The sequence below is a fragment of the Streptomyces sp. G45 genome, from assembly GCF_049542095.1.
GTDB lineage: Bacteria > Actinomycetota > Actinomycetes > Streptomycetales > Streptomycetaceae > Streptomyces.
The window spans coordinates 69,506-91,598 of record NZ_JBMUZU010000001.1 but is presented as its reverse complement, the minus strand read 5'-3'; the positions used below and the strand labels follow the sequence as shown (position 1 = coordinate 91,598).

Annotated in this window: 9 protein-coding genes; 1 reads left to right on the top strand and 8 read right to left on the bottom strand. The window is 72.9% G+C overall.

Annotated elements, in window-relative coordinates; translation table 11 throughout:
* Positions 1-41 precede the first annotated feature (41 nt).
* The 8 genes from ACOBQU_RS00375 to ACOBQU_RS00340 form a co-directional block, all read right to left on the bottom strand.
* A complete protein-coding gene (locus tag ACOBQU_RS00375; protein WP_423623527.1) occupies positions 42-12,401 on the bottom strand; it encodes an amino acid adenylation domain-containing protein in 12,360 nt (4,119 codons plus the stop codon).
* A gap of 198 nt (positions 12,402-12,599) precedes the next feature.
* Positions 12,600-14,006 carry a hypothetical protein gene (locus ACOBQU_RS00370; protein ID WP_423623526.1) on the bottom strand — a complete coding sequence of 469 codons (1,407 nt, stop codon included), beginning with the start codon at positions 14,004-14,006 and terminating at the stop codon, positions 12,600-12,602.
* 1,320 nt (positions 14,007-15,326) lie between these two features.
* Positions 15,327-16,406 (bottom strand): response regulator, encoded by a 1,080-nt coding sequence (locus ACOBQU_RS00365; RefSeq protein WP_423623524.1) that lies wholly within the window; start codon positions 16,404-16,406, stop codon positions 15,327-15,329.
* A complete protein-coding gene (locus tag ACOBQU_RS00360; RefSeq protein WP_423623522.1) occupies positions 16,399-16,641 on the bottom strand; it encodes a hypothetical protein in 243 nt (80 codons plus the stop codon). Before ACOBQU_RS00360 ends, ACOBQU_RS00365 begins: the two co-directional genes overlap by 8 nt.
* Before the next feature lie 517 nt (positions 16,642-17,158).
* The gene (locus tag ACOBQU_RS00355; RefSeq protein ID WP_423623520.1) at positions 17,159-17,452 is read right to left on the bottom strand and encodes a DUF1330 domain-containing protein; all 294 of its coding nucleotides are present in this window, start codon (positions 17,450-17,452) and stop codon (positions 17,159-17,161) included.
* 49 nt (positions 17,453-17,501) lie between these two features.
* Complete coding sequence (locus ACOBQU_RS00350) at positions 17,502-18,935, bottom strand: MFS transporter (RefSeq protein WP_423623518.1); 1,434 nt, start codon at positions 18,933-18,935, stop codon at positions 17,502-17,504.
* On the bottom strand, positions 18,932-19,390 hold the full coding sequence (locus ACOBQU_RS00345) for a MarR family winged helix-turn-helix transcriptional regulator (RefSeq protein ID WP_423623517.1): 459 nt from the start codon (positions 19,388-19,390) through the stop codon (positions 18,932-18,934). The genes ACOBQU_RS00350 and ACOBQU_RS00345 overlap by 4 nt, the downstream gene beginning before the upstream one ends.
* Positions 19,391-20,125: 735 nt before the next feature.
* Complete coding sequence (locus ACOBQU_RS00340; RefSeq protein ID WP_423623515.1) at positions 20,126-21,595, bottom strand: DHA2 family efflux MFS transporter permease subunit; 1,470 nt, start codon at positions 21,593-21,595, stop codon at positions 20,126-20,128.
* A gap of 81 nt (positions 21,596-21,676) precedes the next feature.
* Here ACOBQU_RS00340 and ACOBQU_RS00335 point away from each other — a divergent pair, with 81 nt between their 5' ends.
* Complete coding sequence (locus ACOBQU_RS00335; RefSeq protein WP_423623513.1) at positions 21,677-22,087, top strand: winged helix-turn-helix transcriptional regulator; 411 nt, start codon at positions 21,677-21,679, stop codon at positions 22,085-22,087.
* The last annotated feature ends 6 nt before the right edge of the window (positions 22,088-22,093 follow it).

The following is a 22,093-nucleotide window of genomic DNA, read 5'->3' as shown; positions in this document are numbered from 1 at the left end:
GCCCGGACCGCCGTACGGGTCGGCGGTGAAGCGCTCCGCGGTCAGTGCGGGCCGGTGCAGATAGCCCGGGCCAGACCGGGGCCCGTCACGTACAGCTCACCCGGGACACCCGGCGGCACGAGGCGCAGGCGGGTGTCCAGGACGTAGAGCCCGGCGTTGACGGCGGGCACCCCGATCGGCACCCGGGAGCCCCCGGCGAGGTGCGCCATCGAGGCGGCACACGTCGTCTCGGTGGGTCCGTAGCCGTTCACCAGACGCCGCCCCGGCGCCCACCGCACGGCCAGGTCGGGCGGGCAGGCCTCGCCCACCAGGGTCAGCACCCGCAGCCCGCCGAGGGCCTGCGGGGCGTCGTCCGGGAGCGTGCCGATGACACTCGGCGGCAGCGTCACGTGCGTGATCCGCCGCTGGGCCAGGGCGCTCGCCAGCTCGTCCCCGGCAACCCTGGTCTGCGCCGGAAGGACCAGGGTCGCGCCGGTGGTGAGGCTCGCCACCATGTCCCACATCGACACGTCGAAGCTGAGCGACGCGAACTGCAGGACCCGCGCGCCGGGACCGGGCCGCAGGTCCCGCAGCTGGGTGGCGCGCATCGACGCGAGCCCCGCGTGGGTGAGCGACACGCCCTTGGGGCGTCCCGTCGAGCCGGAGGTGTAGATGACGTACGCGGGGTGGGACGTGGTGAGCGCGGCGGTGCGGTCGGCGTCGGTGGGGTCGGTGGCGGCGGCCCGGTCCCAGGCCGCCCGCACCTCGGGGGAGTCCACCGCGACCAGCGGCGCGGACGTGGTGTCGGGCCACCGCTCGGCCAGGGCCCCGTCGGTGAGGACGAGCGCCGGGCGGGCGTCGTCCGCGAGGTAGGCGATGCGCTCGTCCGGGTAGTCGGGGTCGATGGGCAGGTAGGCGGCGCCCGCCTTGGTGATGCCGAGGACGGTGGCCACCTGCGTGCACGAGCGGGGCAGGGCCACGCCGACGACCTGCTCGGGGCCGATGCCCTCGCCGATGAGCCAGTGCGCGATCCGGTTCGCCCGCTCGTTCAACTCCCCGTACGTCCAGGTCTGTTCGGTGTCCTCGACGGCCGGGTCGTCCGGCGCGGCGTGCGCGACGGCCTGGAACAGGGCGGGCCAGGTGTCCTGGCGCACGTCCTGGTCGGCGCGCCCCCACCCCCGCAGGAGCTGCGCGCGCTCCGCCTCCGTCAGCAGCTCCGGATCGCCGACGCGCAGCCCGGGATCGGCCACCACGGCCCGCAGCAGCCGCTCCCAGCGGCCCACGAACGCCTCCACGGTCGCCGCGTCGAACAGCTCCGTGGAGTACTCCACCTCGACGGTCACCCCGTCCGGCGTGGTCCGGTCGCGGAAGGACTCCGAGAGGCTGAGCAGCATGTCGTAGCGGGACGTGCCGGTGCCGACGTTCACGGGGCGCACCGTCAGGCCCGGCAGGTCGAAGTGCGCCTGCTCGTTGTTCTGCAGCACGAGGGCGATCTGGAACAACGGGTGGTGGGACGTGGAGCGCTGCGGGTTGAGCTTCTCCACCAGCCCTTCGAAGGGGATGTCCTGGTGCGCGTAGGCGGCCAGGCTCGTCTCCCGCACCCGTGCGAGCAGCGCGGCGAACGTGGGGTCGCCCGAGGTGTCCGCCCGCATCACCAGGGTGTTCACGAACAGGCCGACCAGATCGCGCAGATTGTCGTCGGTGCGCCCGGCGACGCCACTGCCGATGGGGACGTCCGTGCCCGCGCCGAGCCGGGTCAGCAGGGCGGCCAGCGCGGCCTGCAACACCATGAACGGCGTGGCGCCGTGGGCGCTCGCCAGATCGCTGATGCCCCGGTGCAGCGCGGCGTCCAGGGGGAACAGCGCGATGTCGCCGGTGTACGCGAGCTGCGCGGGGCGCGGCCGGTCCGCCGGGGCGGTCACCAGCTCGGGCAGGTCCGCGAGCTGCCGGGCCCAGTAGCCGTACTGGCGGCTGAGACGGCTGTCCGGATCGGTGTCGTCGCCGAGCAGTTCGTGCTGCCACAGCGTGTAGTCGGTGTAGGCGACGGGCAGCGGCTCCCAGCCGGGCGCGGCGCCCGCCCGGCGCGCGGTGTAAGCGGTCGTGAGGTCCCGGACCAGCGGGGCGAGGGACCAGCCGTCGGCCACGATGTGGTGGACCACGAGCGCGAGGACCGACTCGGTGGGGCCGACCTGGAACAGCCAGGCCCGCAGGGACACTTCGGCCGACAGGTCGAACGGGTACCGGGCGGCCTCCTCCACCGCGGGCCACAGCTCATCGGGCGCCACCTGCCGCACCGCCAGCGCTGTCGGCGCCCGCTCCGGGTCCAGGACGTCCTGGTACGGCGACCCGTCCGCCGTGCGGAACACCGTGCGCAGCGTCTCGTGCCGGGTCACCAGGTCCTGCACGGCCGCCGTCATGGCCGCGACGTCCAACTCGCCGGTGAGCCGCAGCACGAACGGCATGTTGTGGGCCGCCGAAGGGCCTTCCAGGCGGTGCAGGAACCACAGCCGCTGCTGGGCGAAGGACAGCGGCAGCCGCTCCGGCCTCCGGGTGACGGGCACCAGCGGTACCTGCGTGGCCGACGCCGCGTCCAGGTGGGCGGCGAGCCCGGCCACCGTGGGGTGCTCGAACAGCATCCGCAGCGGCACCTCCACCCCGAGGGCGGACCGGATGCGGCTGATGAGCTTCGTCGCCAGCAGCGAGTGCCCGCCCAGCTCGAAGAAGCCGTCGTCGATGGTCACCCCGGTCGCGCCGAGCGTGTCCGCGTACAGCGCGCACAACGTCTCCTCCCGAGGCGTGCGCGGCGCCCGCCCGCCCCCGCCCGAGGCCGGACCCGGCTCCGGCAGCGCACGGTGGTCGACCTTTCCGTTGGGTGTGAGCGGGAGCTGGTCCAGCGTGACGAACGTCGTCGGGACCATGTGCTCGGGCAGTCGTTCCCGCAGGCGGGTGCGGACGTCAGCCGTGGAGAGTTCGGTGCCGGGGGTCGTCGGGACGAGGTAGGCGATGAGGCGTTGGTCCCCGGGGGTGGTCTCGTGGGTGGTGATGACGGCTTGGGAGATGTGGTCGAGTGAGGTGAGTGCGGTGTGGATTTCGGCGGGTTCGATGCGGAAGCCGCGGACCTTGATCTGGTTGTCGGTGCGGCCGAGGTGGTGGAGCTGGTGGTCGGTGTTCCAGCGGACGCGGTCGCCGGTGCGGTAGAGGCGGGTGCCGGGTTGTCCGTAGGGGTTGGCGACGAAGCGGTCCGCGGTCAGCGCGGGGCGGTTCAAGTAGCCGCGGGCAAGCCCCGAACCCTCGATGTACAACTCGCCCGGGGCACCCGGAGGAACCAGCCGCAGACGTTCGTCGAGCACATACAGACGCGTATGGGGGAGCGCGGTGCCGATGGGCACGTGCGGGCTGGTGAGGGGCTGGCTGATGGTGGTGAGCGCGGTGGACTCGGTGGGGCCGTAGACGTTGTGGAAGTGGCGTTCGGGGGTGGCCCATCGGGTGACGAGGTCGGGTGGGCAGGGTTCGGCTCCCACAAGGAGCGTGCGCAGGTGGGTGAGGGTGCGGGGTGCTTCCTCGGGGAGTGTGGCGAGGACCGAGGGCGGTATGAAGGCGTGGGTGATGCGGCCTTCGGCCAGGACACCGGCCAACTCGGCGCCCGCGAGACGCGGCTGATCCGGCAGCACCAGAGTGGCACCGGCGTGGAAGGCCATGGCGTATTCGAGGATGGAGGCGTCGAAGCTGGCGGAGGAGAGTTGTATGACGCGGCTGCTGGGGGTGACCTCTCCTCGGTGGGTGAGGGCGGTGCCCAGCCCGGTGAGGCCGGTGTGGGTGGCGGTGACGCCCTTGGGGCGGCCGGTGGAGCCGGAGGTGTAGATGATGTAGGCGGTGTGGTCGCAGGTGAGCGGTGCCGTGCGGTCGGTGTCCGTCGGATCGGTTTCGGCTGACCGGTCCCACTGCGCCCGCAACTCCGGGTCATCGACGGCGACCAGTCGCGCGGAGAGGTCTCGCGACAGACCCTGGGCCGTGGCCCGGCTCGCGAGGACCAGGGCGGGCTCGGCGTCCTCGACCATGAGCCGTACCCGCTCGGCCGGGTAGTCGGGGTCGATGGGCAGGAACGCGGCGCCCGCCTTGGTGATGCCGAGCACCAAAGCGACCTGCTCGGAAGAGCGGGGCAGGGCCACGCCGACAAGGTCCTCGGGACCGAGGCCCTGGCTGATGAGCCAGTGCGCGATGCGGTTGGCGCGCTCGTTCAACTCCCGGTACGTCCAGGCGTGGTGGGCGTCCTCGATCGCGGGGGCGTCGGGAGCGGAGGCGACCGCGGACTCGAACAGGGCCGCGAACGTCCTCGGTGCCGGGGCGGACACACCATGGCCCACCAGCAGCCGCTGCCGCTCCGCCGCCGTGAGCAGGTCGACCTCGCCGACGCGCTGGGCGGGATCAGCGGTCACGGAGATGAGGAGGCGCCGCAGCCGGGCCACGAACGCCTCCACGCCCGCCGCGTCGAACAGCTCGGTGGAGTACTCGACGTCGACGGTGACACCGGCCGCCCCACCCCGGTCGTGGAAGGCCTCGGAGAGACTGAGCAGCAGATCGTAGCGGGACGTCCCCGTGTGCAGGGCCTCGGTGCGCACCCGCAGGCCCGGCAGGTCGAACTGGGCCTCCTCGTTGTTCTGCAGGGCGAGCGCGACCTGGAACAGCGGATGCCGGGAGGCGGACCGGTGCGGATTGATCTTCTCGACGAGCACGTCGAAGGGCACGTCGTGGGTGTACGCGGACAGACTGGTCTCCCGCACCCGCCCCAACAGATCCGCGAACGTCGGGTCGTCCGAGGTGTCCGTGCGCAGCACCAGCATGTTCGTGAACATGCCGACCAGCTCACCGAGTTGCTCGTCCGTGCGCCCCGCGATACCGCTGCCGACCGCGATGTCGCTCCCGGCGCCCAAGCGCGTCAGAAGCGCCGCGAGGGCCGCCTGGAGCACCATGTGGACGGTGGCGCCCGCGCTCCGGGCCAGCTCCACAAGGCCCTGGTGGACGGCGGCGTCGAGCGTGAACACCGCGGTGTCACCGGCGTGCGTGACGGTCGCCGGACGCGGCCGGTCGGTGGGCAGGGTGACCTGGTCGGGCAGATCGGCGAGGTGGTGCGCCCAGTAGGCGTACCGGCGGCTGAGGAGGCTGTCGGGGTCGGTGTCCGAGCCCAGCAGCTCGTGCTGCCACAGCGTGTAGTCGACGTAACTCACCGGCAGCGGCGCCCACTGCGGGGCCGAACCGGCCAGGCGCGCGGTGTAGGCGGCCGTCAGGTCGCGGGTGAGCGGGGCCAGCGACCAGCCGTCGGTGGCGATGTGGTGGATCACCAGGCAGAGCACGGAGTGGGACGGGCCGAGCGTGAAGAGGCGCGCCCGCAGCGGGACCTCCTCCGCCAGGTCGAAGGCGTACCGCGCGGCGGCGGCCAGCGCGTCGCCGAGGTCCTGCCCGTCGACATGCCGCACCGGAAGGTCGATCCGGGCCTCCTCAGGAGGCAGGACGCGCTGATACGGCCTGCCGTCGGCCATGGGGAACACGGTGCGCAGCGCCTCGTGCCGGGTGACGACGTCGTCGAGCGCCGCCCGCAGCGCCGCGACGTCCAGGTCGCCGTGCAGATGGAGGGCGTACGGCATGTTGTACGTCGCCGAAGGACCCTCCAGGCGGTACAGGAACCACAGGCCCTGCTGGGCGTACGACAGCGGCGGCCGTTCGGGGCGCGGGCTGGCGGCGGCCAGCCGGGGCCGCGCCGCCGACCCGGCCGTGGCGCCCGCGAGCGCGGCGTCGAGCCGCTCGACGGTGGGGTGGGCGAAGAGGGTGCGCAGCGGCACCTCCACGCCGAGCACCGTGCGGACGCGGCTGATCAGCTTGGTGACGAGCAGCGAGTGCCCGCCCAGGTCGAAGAAGTCGTCGCCGATCCCGACGCGCTCCACGCCGAGCACCTCCGCGAACAGCGCGCACAGCGTCTCCTCGCGCGGCGAGCGCGGCGCACGGTGGGCCGCGCCCGTGACCTCCGGCCGCGGCAGCGCCGCCCGGTCCAGCTTGCCGTTGGGCGTCAGCGGCAGCCGGTCCAGGACCACGAACACCGAAGGCACCATGAACTCCGGCAGCCTGGCGGACACGAAGTCCCGCAGCCCGGCGCCGTCCTCGCCGCCGTCACGGAGGACGGCGTACGCCACCAGGCGCCGCCCGGCCGCTGAACCGTCGTCCTGGGCGACCACCACCGCCCGCTCGACGTCCGGATGGTCCGCGACGGCGGCCTCCACCTCGCCGGGCTCGACGCGGAAACCCCGTACCTTGACCTGCGCGTCGGCCCGCCCCACGTACTCCAGCTGACCGTCCGCGTTCCAGCGGGCCAGGTCACCGGTGCGGTACATGCGCGCCCCCGCAGGACCGAACGGGTCGGCGACGAAGCGGTCCGCGGTCGCGCCGGGACGGCCGAGATAGCCGCGGCCGACGCACCCGCCGACGTACAGCTCGCCCGCCACACCCGGAGGCAGCGGGGTGAGGCCAGGGCCGAGCACATACGTCCGCATGTTGCCGAGGGGCGTGCCGATGGGGGTGCTGCCCACGCCCTGCCAGTCCTCGTCGGCGGAGAGGCGGAAGACGGTGGCGTAGAAGCTCTCGCTCTGGCCGTAGGCGTTGACGACCGTCACGCCCGGCAGCGCTTCACGCACGCGGCGCACCAGGGACGCGGGCAGCGCCTCACCGGCGAACACCAGGGTCCGGTAGCCGGATCCGGCGGAGACCTGGTCCATGAGCGCGGCGAAGACCGAGGGCACCGTGCTGACCACGTCGACCGCCGGGGCGCCGGGCTCGCCGAGGGCGAGCGCGTCGCGGACGACCTCGACGGTGCCGCCCGTGGACAGCGTCGTGACGATCTCGAACACCGACACGTCGAAGTTGACCGAGGTGCCCGCGAGCATCCGCAGGCCGGAACCCACGCGCTCCGCGAGGCGCGTCACGCCGTTGACGACGCCCGCGTGCGTGATGACGACACCCTTCGGAGTGCCGGTGGAGCCGGACGTGTACATCACGTACGCGGCGTGGTCGGGCCCGAGCGCGGCGGCCGCGGCGGCGTCCGGGGCCGGGCCCGTCAGGTCCAGGTCGTCCAGGTACAGCTTCGGGACGTCCGTCTCCGGCAGCGCCGCCACCGTGTCCCTGTCGGTGAGGAGCAGCCTCGGCCGGGCCTCGGTGAGGACGAAGTCCAGGCGCCGACTGGGGTACTTGGGGTCGATCGGCAGATAGGCGGCACCGGCGGTGAGGATGCCGAGCAGGCCGGTGACGAGGTCGGCGGAGCGCGGCAGGGCCAGACCCACCACGGTCTCCGGGCCCGCGCCCAGCGCGGTCAGCTCACGCGCCAGCCGGTGCACCCGCGTGCGGAGTTCGCCGTACGTGTACGAGGTCGCGCCGCACGCCACGGCGACCGCGTCCGGCGTCGCCGCCGCCTGCCGCTCGATCAGCGCCGGGACGGTCAGGGCGGGCGTGGGCGCGGCCGTGTCGTTCAGCTCGTGGACCAGCCGCTCGCGCTCGGCGGGCACGGTGAGGTCCACGTGCCCGACGAGGCGGGCGGGGTCCGCCGCCACCTGCCGCAGGACGAGGGCGAGGCGGGCGGCCAGGTCGTCGGCCGTGGCCTGGTCGAACACGGTGCGCTGGTACTGGATGTTCAGACGCGGGTGGGCGCCGTCGGGGTACACGAACACGGTCACCGGGTAGTGGCTCGCGGTGAAGGCGCGGATGCCGGTGACTCCGATCCCCGCCGCCTCGCTCGCCTCGGCGATGCCGGAGCGGTCCAGGGGGAACGACTCGAAGCCGATGATCGTGTCGAACAGGGCCTTGAGCCCCAGGTCCTCATGGATCCGCGGCAGGCCGTGGTGATGGTGGTCGAGCAGCGCCGCCTGCCGTTCCTGGAGGTCGGCCAGGAGGTCGGCGAGCGAGGTGCCCGGAGCGCAGCGCACCCGGACCGGGACGGTGTTGAGGAACATGCCGACGACCGAGTCGACGCCCGGCAGCGTGGGCGGACGACCGGAGACCGTCGCGGAGAGGACCACGTCCTGCCGCCCCGTCAGCTGCCCCAGGAGGACGCCCCAGGCGCCCTGTACCAGGGTGTTGAGGGTGACGCCCAGCTCACCGGCCCGGCGCGCCAGCCCCGCGGCCGCGGCCGCGGGCAGGGGGACGTCGACCTGGCCGATGCCGGTGCTGTCGGTGCCGGATCCGGCTCCGGGCGCCAGCAGCGTGGGTTCGTCGACGCCGCTCAGCTCGGCCCGCCAGGCGCGCGCGGACCCCTCGTCGTCCTGCCGGGCCAGCCACTCCAGATAGTCGCGGTAAGTGTGGTCGGGGCGGTCCGGCGCGTCACCCGCGTAGCACCGCAGCAGGTCCCGCGCGATCAGCGGCAGCGACCAGCCGTCGAACAGCGCGTGGTGGGCCGTGAGGACCAGCGCGCAGCGGTCCGTGTCCCGCTTGACGAGGGACATCCGCAGCAGCGGCGGCCTCGCCGGGTCGAAGTGGACTTCCAGGTCGTCTGCCAGAAGCCGCTCGAACGCCGCGTCGGACTCCGCCCCGGCCGTCTCGGCGGCCTCAGCCGTCTCGGCGGTCCCGCTCATGTCCACGTCCCGCCACGGCAGTTCGACGCCGTCCACGACCAGCTGGATCAGGTCGCCGCCGTCCCGCCGGACGAACGCCGTGCGCAGCGCCGGGTGCCGGTCCAGGACGGCCTGCCCGGCCGCCCGCAGCCGGGACGGGTCCACCGGTCCAGCCAGTTCGAGGACGTACTGCACCTGGTAGGCGTCGAACGCCGAGCCCGACTCGGCCGTCATCATCGAGTGGAAGAGCAGCCCCGCTTGCAGGGGCGACGTGGGCCAGATGTCGGCGAGCCCCGGGAACTGCCGCTCCCAGGTCTCGATGTCGTCCTGGGCGACGTCGACGAGCGGTACGTCGGACGGGGTGAGGCCACCCGCGCCCGGTCGGCCGACGTGCCGGACGAGCCCTTCGAGAGCCGCCACCCACAGGTCGGCCAGCTCCCGTACCTCGTCCTGCGTGAGCACGCCGGACGGAGCCGTGAACAGCGCGCCCAGCCGCGACCCCTGCTCGGTGTCCGTCACCGAGGCGTTGATGTCCACTTCCGCCAGGGCGGGCATGCGCCCGTCCTGGCCCGCGTCGAGGGCTTCGAGTTCCGTGATGCCGGTGACCTGGGCGAAGCCGAGGCCGCGCAGGTCCTCGGGCATGTCCGCGGCGGCGGAGAACCGGCCCAGGTAGTTGAAGCCGACCTGCCCGAGCCCGTACGAGGCCAGGACACCGGAGGTCTCGGGGTTGAGGTGGCGCAGCAGCCCGTAGCCGATGCCCTTGTCCGGGATGGCCCGCAGCCGCTCCTTGACGGCCTTGAGCACGCGGGCGGCGGCGGGACCGCCGCGGAACGCGTCGTCCAGGTCGGCGCCCGCCAGGTCGAGGCGCACCGGGAAGACGCTGGTGAACCAGCCCACCGTACGGGACAGATCCGCGCCGGGTACGGCGGACTCCTCACGTCCGTGGCCCTCCAGACGGACCAGGGAGGACGACTCCCCGACACCGCGGGCCCGCCGCCACGCGGCGAGAGCCAGCGCAAGCGCCGCCAGCAGACCGTCGTTGACCTCGCCGTGGAACGCGGCCGGGACGGTGGTCAGCAGGGCCTCGGTGGTGGCCGCCGACACCTGGACACGGGCCTCGGTGAGGGTGGCGACGACGTCCACGGCCGGGTCGAGACGACGGGCGCCGAGGAGCGGGTCGGGTCCGTCGACGATCGACGTCCACAGCTCCAGCTCGGCGACGCGCCCGGCGTCGACCGCCTCGGCGGCCAGGGCGTGGGCCCACCGGCGCACACTCGTGGCGACCGGCGGCAGGTCCGGGGCGCGGCCCTGGCGGACGCGCCCCCACGCCGCCGCCAGATCCGGCATCAGGATGCGCCAGGAGACACCGTCGACGACCAGGTGGTGCAGGGCGACGAGCAGCCGCCCGCCGCGACCGCCGCCGTCCGGGGCGAACCACACGAACTGCGCGACGACCCCCGCCCCGGGGTTCAGGCGCGCGGCGGCCGCGTCCAGTTCCGTGTGCAGACGCTCCTGCCAGGCCTCGTCCCAGGGGCCGTCGTGCGCGACGCGGCGCACCAGGGCGGCCACGTCGACGGAACCGGCCGGGGCGACCTCCAGCGCGCCGCCGCCCTCCACGCCCTCCGCACCCTCGGCGCCCCGGGCGTTCTCGCCCGCCTCGCCCACCCCATCTGTCTCGCCCGCCTCATCCGTCTCGTCCACTTCGTCCACGAGGCGGGCGCGGAGCAGGTCGTGCCGGTCCACGACAGCGCCGAGGGTGGCGACCAGGCCCTCCTCGTCGATGTCCGCGGGCAGTTCGAGCACCATGGCTTGGAGGAACCGCTCGAACCCGGGACCCCGGCCGCGCAGCAGCCGCGCCACGGGCAGCAGCGGCATCCGTCCGACACCACCGCCCTCCCACTCCTCCAGGACGGCCGTCGGCCCGGCCCCCCGGCGGGCGATGGCGGCCTCGGCGAGCCGGGCCACGGTGCGGCACTCGAACACGTCCCGCGCGCCGAGGTCCAGGCCCTCGGGCCGGACCCGGGAGACAAGCTGGATCGACTGGATGCTGTCACCGCCGACGGCGAAGAAGTCGTCGTCGACACCGACCCGCTCCAGGCCGAGGACGGCCGCGAACGCGCCCGCGAGGACTTCTTCCTCCGGCGTGCGCGGAGCGCGGTAGACACCGCCCTTGAACTCCGGTTCGGGCAGCCGCCGCTTGTCCACCTTGCCGTTCGGTGTCAACGGCAGCTGGTCGAGGACGAGCACCGTCGCTGGCACCATGAAGTCCGGCAGGCGCCGCGCCACGAACTCGCGCACCTCGCCCGGCGTGCAGCGCGAGCCGAGGTCCAGATAGCCGGTCCCGCCGCCCTGGCCGCCCCGGCCGCCGCGCCCCGCGGTGTCCGGCGCGGCGGGGACGACGTACCCGACGAGCTGCTTGCCCGTGCCGCGGCCTTCGTGGGCCACCACCACGGCCTGCGCCACCCGCGGGTGCGCCGTGAGCGCGGCCTCGATCTCGCCGACCTCGATGCGCAGGCCGCGCACCTTGATCTGCTCGTCGCTGCGGCCGAGGTACTCCAGCTGCCCGTCGTCCCCGTACCGCACCACGTCACCGGTGCGGTACATGCGGTCCCCCGGCTTGCCGAACGGGTCGGCGAGGAACCGCGCGGAGGACAGGCCGGGGCGCCCCAGATAGCCGCGGGCCACGCCGGGACTGGCGACGTACAGCTCGCCGGGCGTGTCCCCGGACACCGGGGCAAGGCGCTCGTCGAGTACGTACACACGGGTGCCGGGGATCGCCGTGCCGATGGGAACGCGGGGCGCCGGGGTGAGCCGGGCCACGGTGGCGGCACAGGTGATCTCGGTGGGGCCGTAGGCGTTCATGACCTGCCTGCCGGGCGCCCAGTCACGGACCAGGTCCCGTGGCACGGCTTCCCCGGCGAGCGACAGGACCCGCAGGTCGGTGAGGGTGCTCGGGGCGTCGGCGGGGAGCGTGCCGACGACGCTGGGCGGCAGCGTGGCATGGGTGACGCGCTCCTGCGCGAGCGCCTCGGCGAGGTCGTCGCCGACGACGCGCTGCCGCTGCGGAAGAACGAGGGTGGCGCCCGTGGTCAGGCTCATGATCAGGTCCCAGATCGCCACGTCGAAGCTCAGCGACGCCGACTGCAGGACGCGGGAGCCCGGAGCGGCACCGAAGCGGCTCAGGTGCAGTTCGCTCAGGGCACTGATACCGGCGTGAGTGACGGCCACCCCTTTGGGGCGGCCGGTGGAGCCGGAGGTGTAGACGATGTACGCGGGGTGCGCCTCAAGGAGCGGGCTGGTGCGGTCCGCGTCTGTCGGGTCGGTGGCGGGGGAGTGCGCGCACACCGCGCGGACGTCGGGGCTGTCGACGGCGACGAGCGCGGGGGCCGCCGCCGCACCGGCGTGCGTCGACGGTCCCGTCGCCGCCAGGTCCGCGGCGAGCGGCCCCGCCGCGTCCTGCGTCGTGAGGACGAGCGTCGGCGCGGCGTCCGCGACCATGTAGCGGATGCGTTCGCCGGGATAGTCGAGGTCGATCGGGAGGTAGGCGCCGCCCGCCTTCAGGATGCCCAGGACGAACGCCACCTGCTCGGCGGAGCGGGGCAGGGCCACGCCCACCGGCCGCTCCGGACCGATGCCCTGGCCGATCAGCCAGTGCGCGACCCGGTTCGCCCGCGCGTTCAGCTCTCCGTACGACCATGAGAGGTCCCCCGAGGCGACGGCCGGAGCGTCCGGAGCCGCGGCGACCTGCTCGTGGAAGAGCCCTGGAAAGGTGGTGAGGCCACGGGGCGTGCCCGCGGGAAGACCGGCGGGGGAGGGGTCCTGAAGGTGCGTCACAAGAGCTCCCGGAACTGGGGCGGTGCGTGCGGGTGGGGGTGTCGGCGTGCGGCGGGCGTACGGTGGCTCGTCGCGACGCCGCGTGCCGTCCGTGCCCGCGGCGGGTCACGGACGGCCGACGGACATGGAGGGCCGACGGTCGTGGTCGGCCGGTGTCATGGAGGGGCGGCGGTCACGCATGACCGGAAAGCCGCTCGGTCAGACGACGCGGCGTGGGGGTTTGCTGAAGGGGCAGGGCTGGGAGAAGAACTCTCGGCGTTGTTGTACGTCTTGGAAGTTGGCCTGGGTGGAGGCGCCGGTGGCGGCGAGGAGGAGGCCGTCGGTGGAGTGGGGCCCGTCGAGGTAGGCGGCGAGGGGGCTGGCGGTGGCGCTGAGGGGGATGTGGGTGGTGCCGTGGGGGTGTGCGGTGGGGTCGGCCTGGGCGGCGTTGTCGCGCATCTTGCGTACGGTGCGGATGGCGTCGGGGGCGCCGGTGAGGGACTTGGTCTCCTGGCCGCCGAGGTTGTTGCGGGGCAGGTGCAGGTGCATGTCGCGCCAGGCGAAGATGAATACCCGCACGTTCACGCCGTGCCGCTCCAGCAGGGGCAGGAACGGGTCCTTGCAGCCCTCGTCGCGCAGCCGCGCCAGTTCCTGGCCGAACTGGTCGAACAGGTCGGTGAAGAGGTGGAAGCGCATGCTGACGGAGTGGCTGCCGCTGGTCAGGCCGAGGTTCTCGCGGATCTGGTGGTAGTCGTGGGTGCTGAGGTTGTCGACGATGGGCGGCAGGCACACCTCGACGGGGTCGAACAGTTCGCTGGCGCCGTCCAGGACGTGTACGGCGGTGGCGATGTCGCCCTTGCGGGCGTTGAGGATGGCGGCTTCGATGCGGTCGTTGATCTCCCGGACGAGTAGTTCGGGGATCTGGTGCAGGGCGCGGAACTGGGTGAAGTAGGTGTCGCCGGTCAGATGGTGCTCGTGGACGGCGTGGCGCAGCCGGTCGCTGGCGAGCAGCCGCTTGGGGGCGACGTCCGGCGCGGGGTGCGCCGACTTGGCGAGGTTGGCGCTCCACACCCGCGCGTCGTGGTTGGCCACCCGGACGCAGTGCAGCAGGCCGAACCAGGAGTCCTCCAGGCCGCGTTCGGCGATCACGGCGTCGACGTCGATGCGGCCGTCCTGGGCGAGCGCGTTCAGCTGCTGGTCGAAGCGGCGCAGGGCGGGTTCGAACTCCGCGAAGGCCGGGGTCGCGGCCACCTGCCAGCGCGGCGCGTCCCGCCACACCTCGGCGCCGCTGACCCGCAGCGCGGCGATGCTCAGCCGCACCAGGACGCGGTGGAAGCTGCGCACCCAGTGCAGGGCGGCCACGCCCCGCTCCACGTCCAGGGCCCGCAGGTGGCCGCTGGCGCGGTCCAGGAGGTCGGTCAGGTTGTACAGGGCGATCTCGGCGGACTGGTACAGGCCCACGAGCAACGCCTGCGGAGTGACAGGTTCCGCGACGGTCTCGCTCCGCGCGTCCTCAATGGCGCGCAGACTCTGCAGGGCGTAGTAGTGCTCGGCTATGACACCGCGCTCGTTGTGTGCGGCGGGGCGCCGCGGGTCGGACAGCTGGGTGACAGGTTCGAGTGGCAAGAGTCTCCCCGTCGGAGGCGATCGGCTGGGTGGAAACGTGTCCCGTCCCGTGGCCAGGACACGCGTTCTCGCGCGGTGGCCGACTGGACGCCCTGCGTGCCAACCGCGGGGTCCGCTCTACCGCGCAGCGGGGTCAACTGGCCCCGCTCCCAAACAGGTTGGCAAGATCAGGCTCGCACGACCGGGGGGCCGGGGGTATGGGTAAAAGTGCGTAGCGACAGCGGAGGGAGCAGGCACGTCAGAAGCCCATCCGGCTGAGACCGCGCCGCCTGGCCGACGTAGCGCGCGGGCCCGGCTACGCGACCCGCTGCGGTAGGTACGGTGCCCCGAACCGCGCCCACCGCTGCGGGCGGCACGGCCGCGGCCGGGACAAGGCGCTGGACCACCCCTGCCGAGCCGTGAGTGTGGGCGCAGCTACGGCCCTGCCCCCGCGCAGTGGCGTACGTAACCTGCGGGGCGGCTGCCCGCCTGACTGGCCGTACGGCACCCCGCTGCACCGCCTGGTGCACGAGGTCCTCCTAGCCAGCGCTGAGACCGACGGCCCCCGCTGTCCCGGGTCCGCCCTGCCTCTGGGTGTGCCCATCCACCAGGTGCTGATCGCCGCTGCGCTGCGCCGCACCGCGGTGCGCGGTGCGGAGGCGCCTCCACCATCCGGCCCGACCCCGGCCGTGCCGTCGGCCCTTGACGGTGGCTCGGTGTCCGCCCCCGGGCGTTGCTCACTCCGGACCGAGCCCGCGGTTGCCTGTCCCGGACCGATCCCGTGCCCTCTGCGCTGCTCTGACAGTCGGTCTGCTCGGGCCCCGCGTGTCTGGGCGGCGGAGGGCCGCGAGTCCTGCCGTCGTCCGGCGCTGCGACGCCCCGCTCCGCTGTCCGGGCACCGCCCCATCCGAGCCTGTTGGCCGTACGGCTATCCCGGGCCCGGCCGTACAGTGCTTTCGCCGGAACCGTCGAGACAGCGCGCTGCGTCCGGCTGCGGCCGCGCTCCGCTCATGTTCGCTCCCAGGACTCGCGGAGGTGTCGCCGGGGCAGGAGTGGTGTGAGCGGCTGTGGCCAGCCGCAGGGCCTCCAACTCCGGCGTCACTCGCTCACCGCCCTTTACGGCGGGGAAATCGCCGCCGATCTGTAGCCGCACCTCAGGCCACGGCGCCCCGGCCGCCAACCGGCAGCTCTCCACGAGGAAAAGGCGGAGCACGTGCGCCGCCTGGAGCGGCAAGGCGATCGGCCGCCCCCGCTCCCGGGCCCCGGCGTGCGGTGCCGCAGCGCAGGAGCGCGAGAAGCAGCGCGATCAAGCAAGGGGGGGCAAACCCGTGCTGCCACGCTCTACTGGGTGCGTCGCTCCAGGTAGATGGAGGTGAACACGGCCACCTTGGCACGCAGGGCCCACGGGTCGAAGGGCTTGCTGATGTAGTCGACGGCACCGGCCGCATACCCGCGGGCGGAGTGCTCCGAGTCCACGCCCATGGCGGTCAGGAAGATGATCGGGACGTCGCGGGTGCGGGGGCGGCGCTTGATGTGGGCGCAGGTCTCGTAGCCGTCCATCTCCGGCATCTGCACGTCCATGATGATGACCGCGAAATCGTCGTGGGCGAGCAGGGCCTTGAGTGCTTCCCGTCCGGAGGGGACGGTGACCAGCTCCTGGTCGAGAGTCGCCAGGACCGCGGTCATCGCGAGCAGGTTGTCCGGCTGGTCGTCGACGATGAGGATCTTGGGCATGCCCTGCGGCGCGGCGGGACGCGAGGCCGCCACGGCGGCCTGCTCAACGGCGTCCAGCTGGCGTTCTAGCAGGTCGCAGCGGCCCTCCGCCGCGGCGCGCTGAGCCTGCGCCTCTCGGAGAGCCGCTCCGAGCCGCTCGACTTCCGCCTGGAGCTCGTCGCGCTCCGCGATGAGGCCGGGGACGTCCGGGTGTGCCGCGGCAAGATCGTCCGCCCGCTTCTGTTCCGCGACGCGATCCGCCTCCAGCTGGTTGAGCCGGGTCTCCAGGTCGGCGATGCGCTGCGTCCGGTCCAGCAGGGCGTCGCCGAGGACGTCGCCACGGACGCTGGAGCGCCGGGAGACGCGATCGGCGTCGGCGAGCTGCCGCTCCAGGATCTCCACCGAGTGCTTGGGGGAGGACCCGGCGCCCACCGCCGAGCCGTACAGCCCTCGGACGAGCTCGATGGCCTCGGTGGTGACCGCGGTGCCCCGATGCTGCGCGACATCCGCGAAGAGGTCGGTGATCATGTGCCACGGCGGTAACCGGGTGCCGTTGAGGTAGCGCGAGACCGTACCCGGGTCGAGCTGGCGCCGCGCGGCGTACCGCCGGACGGACACGCCCAGCCCCTCGAAGAGTTCCCGCAGCGCTTGGGCCAGCGCCCGCGCGGCGTCGTTGAGGTCGTCGCCCAAGGGCCGCAGCTCAGCCACGGTGCTCCCCCTCGCTGGCGCTGCCGCCGGTGGGTATGAGCGGCTCCGCGGCTCGGCCGGAGTCGACGAGGCGGTCGAAGAAGGGGACGGCCACACCCGCGACGGCGAGGCCCGCGAGCACGCTGCGCGGCGCCCCGTCCCCAGCCAGTGCCGTCAGCCCGCCCGCCACCGCCCCGGAGAGCACGGCGAGCAGGAACACCAACGTCGATCTCAGCGACAGCAAAGGGCGGTCCACCCCGTACTCCATTCGCTCAACCCACCGCGAAACGAGGGTAGTTGTCGCCCGTCCCGCGGATTGCGGGACGGGGAATCCCAGAATGAGGGACCCGCACGGTGTTGCAGACCGCAGTCGGAGAACGGAGGCGGGCGGACCGTTCGACGGCAACGCCCCCCACCCCCTCTCGGCGGGCGTACTGCCTGGTCAAGAGACCGACGTCGCCGAACGTTGCCTCGCGTTGCGCTGCAACGGATCTGCCCCGGCAACGCGTCCCGCCCCCTGGCAGGCGTAGACGAGCGCGGCAGAGGCGGGTAAGGCGGCGCGGAAGACCGCGGACAGCACCCGGACCGCGCGGTTTCCACCGATCGCAGCTCTGCCAAGTCCAGCGTGCTGAACCGAACGTGACGCCCTGTGCGGCACCCGGGGCCGTCCGGCTCATATCCGGTCGGCCCCGGTCCAGCAACGCGTCAGCAGCTCAGGTGGCTGCTTCCCTGTCCCGGCAGCACGATGGCTCCGGTAAGGGACTGGACCTTGGTCAGTCGGTGCCTTCGACGATGCGGAAGTCGCGCTCGACGCCGTCGGAGAGGACGGCCAGCGCCTCCTGGTAGGCCGCGCTCTCGCGCGCCGCGACGGCCTGCTCGAAGCTGTCGAACTCGACCAGGACGGTGCGCTCGGCGATTCCGGCGTCATACGCCACGACCCGACCGCCACGGATGAGGGTACGGCCGCCCCACGGTTGGACGGCCTGACGGGCCAGCTCGTTGTACGCGGCCAGCTTCTCAGGGTCGGAGATGGTGCGGTAGACGCTGACCCAGTAGCCCTTGGGCATGGAACCTCCAGTGTGGGGATGAGTACATCCGGCGTACGGGTTGGTTGACTTACGGGCTGATCTCGGACGGGCGTCGGCGGGCGAGCGCGAGACTGGTCAGCGTCGTGACCGCCATGGCGCCGATGCCGACCAACGCCGCGGTGGTGTAGGCGCTGTCGTCGGGGAAGAGGTGGCCGGGGCCGGTGCCCGCGGCGAGGATCAGGCCGCCGATGGCGCTGCCCAGGGAGTACCCGACGCTGCGGACGACATAGTTGAAGCTCATGGCGCTCGAGGTCTCGCTCTGGGGGGTGACGGCCAGGATGACGCCGGGCATCGCGGCCGAGAAGCCGCCGACGCCGAAGCCGAGCACGCCCATCGCCGCGAACACTTCGGCCAGGTCCGAACGGGCCGCCGCGAACAGGGCGAACCCGCCGCCGACCACGACGGCACTACCGGCCAGGAGCAGAGGGTCGGCGATCCGTGTCCGGACCCGCGGCGTCAGCTTGCCTGCGACGAACCCCAGCACCGAGAACGGGACGAGGACCAGCCCGGCGACGAAGGTCGTCAGGCCGAAGCCGTAACCGGCGCCGTGCGGCGTCTGCGCGTACCGGGTGACGAGCGTGAGCAGGAGGTACATGCCGACCCCGCCGACGAACATGGCGAGGTTCGCCCCGGCCACCGCCGGATGCCGCACCGCCCGCACATCGACCAGGGGCGTCGTACTGCGCAGCTCGACCACGGCCCACAGGCAGAGCAGGACCACCGCGACGACGGCGAGGCCCGCCGCCACAGCGAAATGCCCACTCCACAGACTCCGCTCGCCAGCGAGGAACAGCACCAGGAGCAGAGCGGCCGCCAGGACGACCGCGCCCGCCACGTCCACGCGGGCGGAGCGGCCTTCGGGGGCCTCGGGCATGGCGCGCCACGCGAACAGGAAGGCGGCGGCGGTGACGGCCAGGCCGAGGCCGTAGGCGGCCCGTACCCCGCCGAACTCGGCGAGCAGAGCGGCCAGCGGGTAGCCGACCCCGGCCCCGATGATCGAGACCACCGAGATCAGGGCGATCACCGCCGCGCCGCGCTCCTCGGGAAGGTGGTCCCGGGCCACGCCCATCATCAGCGCCGTCAGCCCGAGCCCGACGCCCTGGGCCGCCCTGCCGACCAGCAGCCACGCGAACGGCAGCGGCAGCACGGTGAGCGCGCTACCGGCGACGACGACCGCCAGCGTGGCGAGGATCGCGGCCCGCCGGTACGGACCGGCTCCGAGCCGACCCAGGACCGGCGTGGCGACCGCCCCGCTGAGCAGCGCCACGGTCAGCGTCCACTGCGCGCTGCCGAGCGACACATGGAACGAGGCCGCCACGCTGGTGATGAGCGGCGCCCCGAGGCTGCCGACCGCCGCCACGACCAGAGCGACGAACAACAGGGCGGGGACCAGCGGCCGCGCCTCGGAACGCGCCACCGGGGACGCCTTCACCAAGCCCCCGCCGACCGGCCGCCGGGTCACTGCCGCGACCCGTCGCGGTCCTGGCTTTCGAGCTCGGCCAGATGCCTCAGCGCCCGAAGGGCCGCCACCAGTGCCTCGATCTCCTCGCCGGTGAGCTTGTCGATCAACCGCTCGAACGCGTGGACGCCCGCCTGGCGCCGCGTCCGGACATAGGCGGCGCCCGCCTCGGTCAGGCACACCAGCGTGACCCGCTTGTCGGACGCGTCGCCCCGCCGCTCGACCAGACCGGACTCCTCCAGCACCCGCACCAGGGCGGTCATCGAGGGCTGGGTGACGCCCTCGACCGCGGCCAGATCGGTGATGCGCCGCGGGCCGGTCCGGTCCAGGGTGGCCAGGGTGGCGGCGGACGTCAGGCTCATGTCCCGGGGCAGGCGTCGCGCGGCCCTGGTGGCCAGGCCGTAGAGGGCTGCGCCAACGGCGGCGGACGCGCCAGGAGCGGTGTCTTGACGACTCATGCTCAAAGCATAGCCCATCTATATTCATAGTCTATGGAAATGGTTGGCTGACGGGGGCGGCCACGATCGCTGGGAGCCGGTGACGCCTCGGCACCGGCGGCCCGCGGCCCCGTGAACCCCCGGACCAGGCGGCGCGGGCCTCGCCCGCCATCCGGCACGAGCGTCTCCTGTACGCGGATGACGCTGACGCCCGGCGGTATCGCCCCCGAGGCGGTGCTGGACGCGAGCCGGATCTGCGGGGCCGTCGCCGCTTGGGATGACGCGTGCGGCCAGGGGCAGCTATGCCGACCCGGCGCACCCGCTGGCGACCGGACCGGGGCCGTACGACAGCGACGGCGCGGCGGCGGAGTTCACCGCCGACCCCCGAGCGCGGTACGCCGCGCCACCGCTTCCCGGGACCGGCAGCGCGGCCCCGGCGACCTCCCCGCTGGGCGTCGACGGCAGCCCGTCCGACGCCACGACCTGCGACAGCGCCCCGCGCACCTGGATCTGGGCGCGATCACCAACCCCAGACCGGGCCCAGGGACGTACGAGCGCATCGCCCCCCGTGGCGTCCCGATCGGTACGGCGCCCAGAGCCAGCGCGCCGGGGGAGGGGAACCGCGACGCCGTGGGGGAGAAGGACTCGCTCCGGCCGCAGGCGTCGACGCACCGCCTTCCGGGCCCGGCGGCCATCTGGGGGATCACGTGAGCCAGTAGAAACGTCCGTGACGACGGGTGAGTTCACCACCGCCGGTCAGGAGACCGGCGCGTTTGCTTCAGGAGAGGCCGTGCCTTGTCGCTCCGTGCCTCCTCGTGGCGTGGCCTTGAGGAGGGCGGCGCCGATGACCAGGGCCGTGAGCGTGAATCCGGCGGCGGCCAGGAAGGCCACGTGGTAACCGCCGACCAGCGATTCCGCCTCGGTCTCCCCTGCGGCGGTGAGGCTGTTCGTACGCGCGCTGACGAGAGCGCTCAGCACGGTCAGGCCCATGGCGCCCCCGATCTGCTGCGTGGTGTTGAACAGTCCGGACGCGATACCGGACTCGGCGGGCGTAACCGCGGACATGCCGAGCCCCATGACCGCGGGCGCGGCGAGGCCGAAACCCACCCCCAGCACGAGACCGGCCGGGAGGAAGTCCACCAGGTAGACGCCGTTGGCGCGGGCGAACGACAGCATGACGAACGCCCCGACGATGAGGGCCAGCCCCAGCAGGAGCATCGCGCGCTGCCCGAACCTGATGACGAGCCGGGTGGAAAGGCCGAGGGACACCACCGCGATCACCACGGCGATGGGCACGAACCCCATGCCGGCCTGCAGCGAACCGTACTTCAGTACCCGCTGCAGGTAGAGCGTTCCGAAGAACAGCAGGCCGAACATGCCGCCGATCATCAGGAACTGGACGATGTTGGCCGCGGTCAGGCTCCGCGAGCGGAAGAGCCTCAGCGGCAGCAGAGGCTTGGCGGCCGTGGCCTGGCGGGCGACGAACCCGATCAGCGACAGGAGGGCCACAGGGCCGAGCAGCAGGGTTTGGGGCGCTGTCCAGCCCACACGCTCAGCGTCCACGATGGTGTACACCAAGAGCATCATGCCTGCCATGACCAGCAGGGCTCCCAGGAAGTCGGTGCCCTTGCGCATCCCCTCGCCGCGGTCCCCGGGGAGCACTCGCGCGCCGACCAGGACGAGGGCGGCACCGATCGGTGCGTTGATGAAGAAGATCCAGTGCCAGCTGAGCAGATCGGTGAGGACGCCGCCGAGCAGCGGCCCGACCGCTCCGCCGCCCGCGGAGGCGAAGCTGTAGGCAGCGATGGCCTGGGCCTGCCTGCGGCGCTCGGAGAACACGGTCGCGACCATGCCGAGGACGCAGGCGGAGGCGACTGCCCCACCGATCCCCTGGAGGAAGCGGGACGCGATCAACGCGGACTCGCTGGTCGCGACCCCGCACAGCACCGAGGAGGCGCTGAACAGCGCGATCCCGGTGAGGAAGACGGCCTTCCGCCCGATCAGGTCGCCGAGCCGCCCGGCCAGCAGCAGGAGTCCGCCGAACGGGATGACGTAGGCGTTGACCACCCAGACGAGGTTCTCCGAAGAGAACCCGAGACCGCGCTGCACCGAGGGCAGCGCCACGTTCACGATGTTCTGATCGAGGACGATCATCATCTGGCCCACGCAGAGCAGGACGACGGTCAGCCACGGCGACGCACTCACCCGGGAGTTGGGCAAGGGCATGGGTGAACCTCCCTTTGGGGAACCATTTGTTACAGCCGTCATCGTCTGTAACCATGAGTCGTCGCGGAAGGAGGCACTTTTTTGTCACGCAGTCACACGCATGTGTCCCAGGAGGTCACCGCCCAGGCGTGCCCGCTGGTCGAGGTCATTGATCATGTGGCGGGGAAGTGGAGCATCAGCATCCTGGTGGCTGCCGCGCACGGCCCCGTCAGGTTCACCGAGTTGGAGCGATCCATCGAAGGCATCAGCCGACGGATGCTCACGCTGAATCTGCGCAGACTCGAACGCGACGGCCTGCTGACGAGGACCGTTCATCCCGTGGTGCCGCCGAAGGTGGAGTACAGCCTCACTCCCATGGCCCGAGAGCTGTACTCCCACCTCGCGGGCCTCGTGGAATGGGCGGACCGGCATCGGAGTTCCATCACCGAGGCCCGCACCGCCTACGACTCCACCGTCGCGGCCGCGCAAGCCGCCGGTCAGTCTCGCCCGTAGCCGGGA

What these genes read in the sequence shown, in the direction of transcription:
- ACOBQU_RS00355 (WP_423623520.1), bottom strand. Translation starts at nt 17,452, where the DNA reads ATGCCCAAGGGCTACTGGGTCAGCGTCTACCGCACCATCTCCGACCCT.
- ACOBQU_RS00340 (WP_423623515.1), bottom strand. Translation starts at nt 21,595, where the DNA reads ATGCCCTTGCCCAACTCCCGGGTGAGTGCGTCGCCGTGGCTGACCGTC.
- ACOBQU_RS00345 (WP_423623517.1), bottom strand. Translation starts at nt 19,390, where the DNA reads ATGAGTCGTCAAGACACCGCTCCTGGCGCGTCCGCCGCCGTTGGCGCA.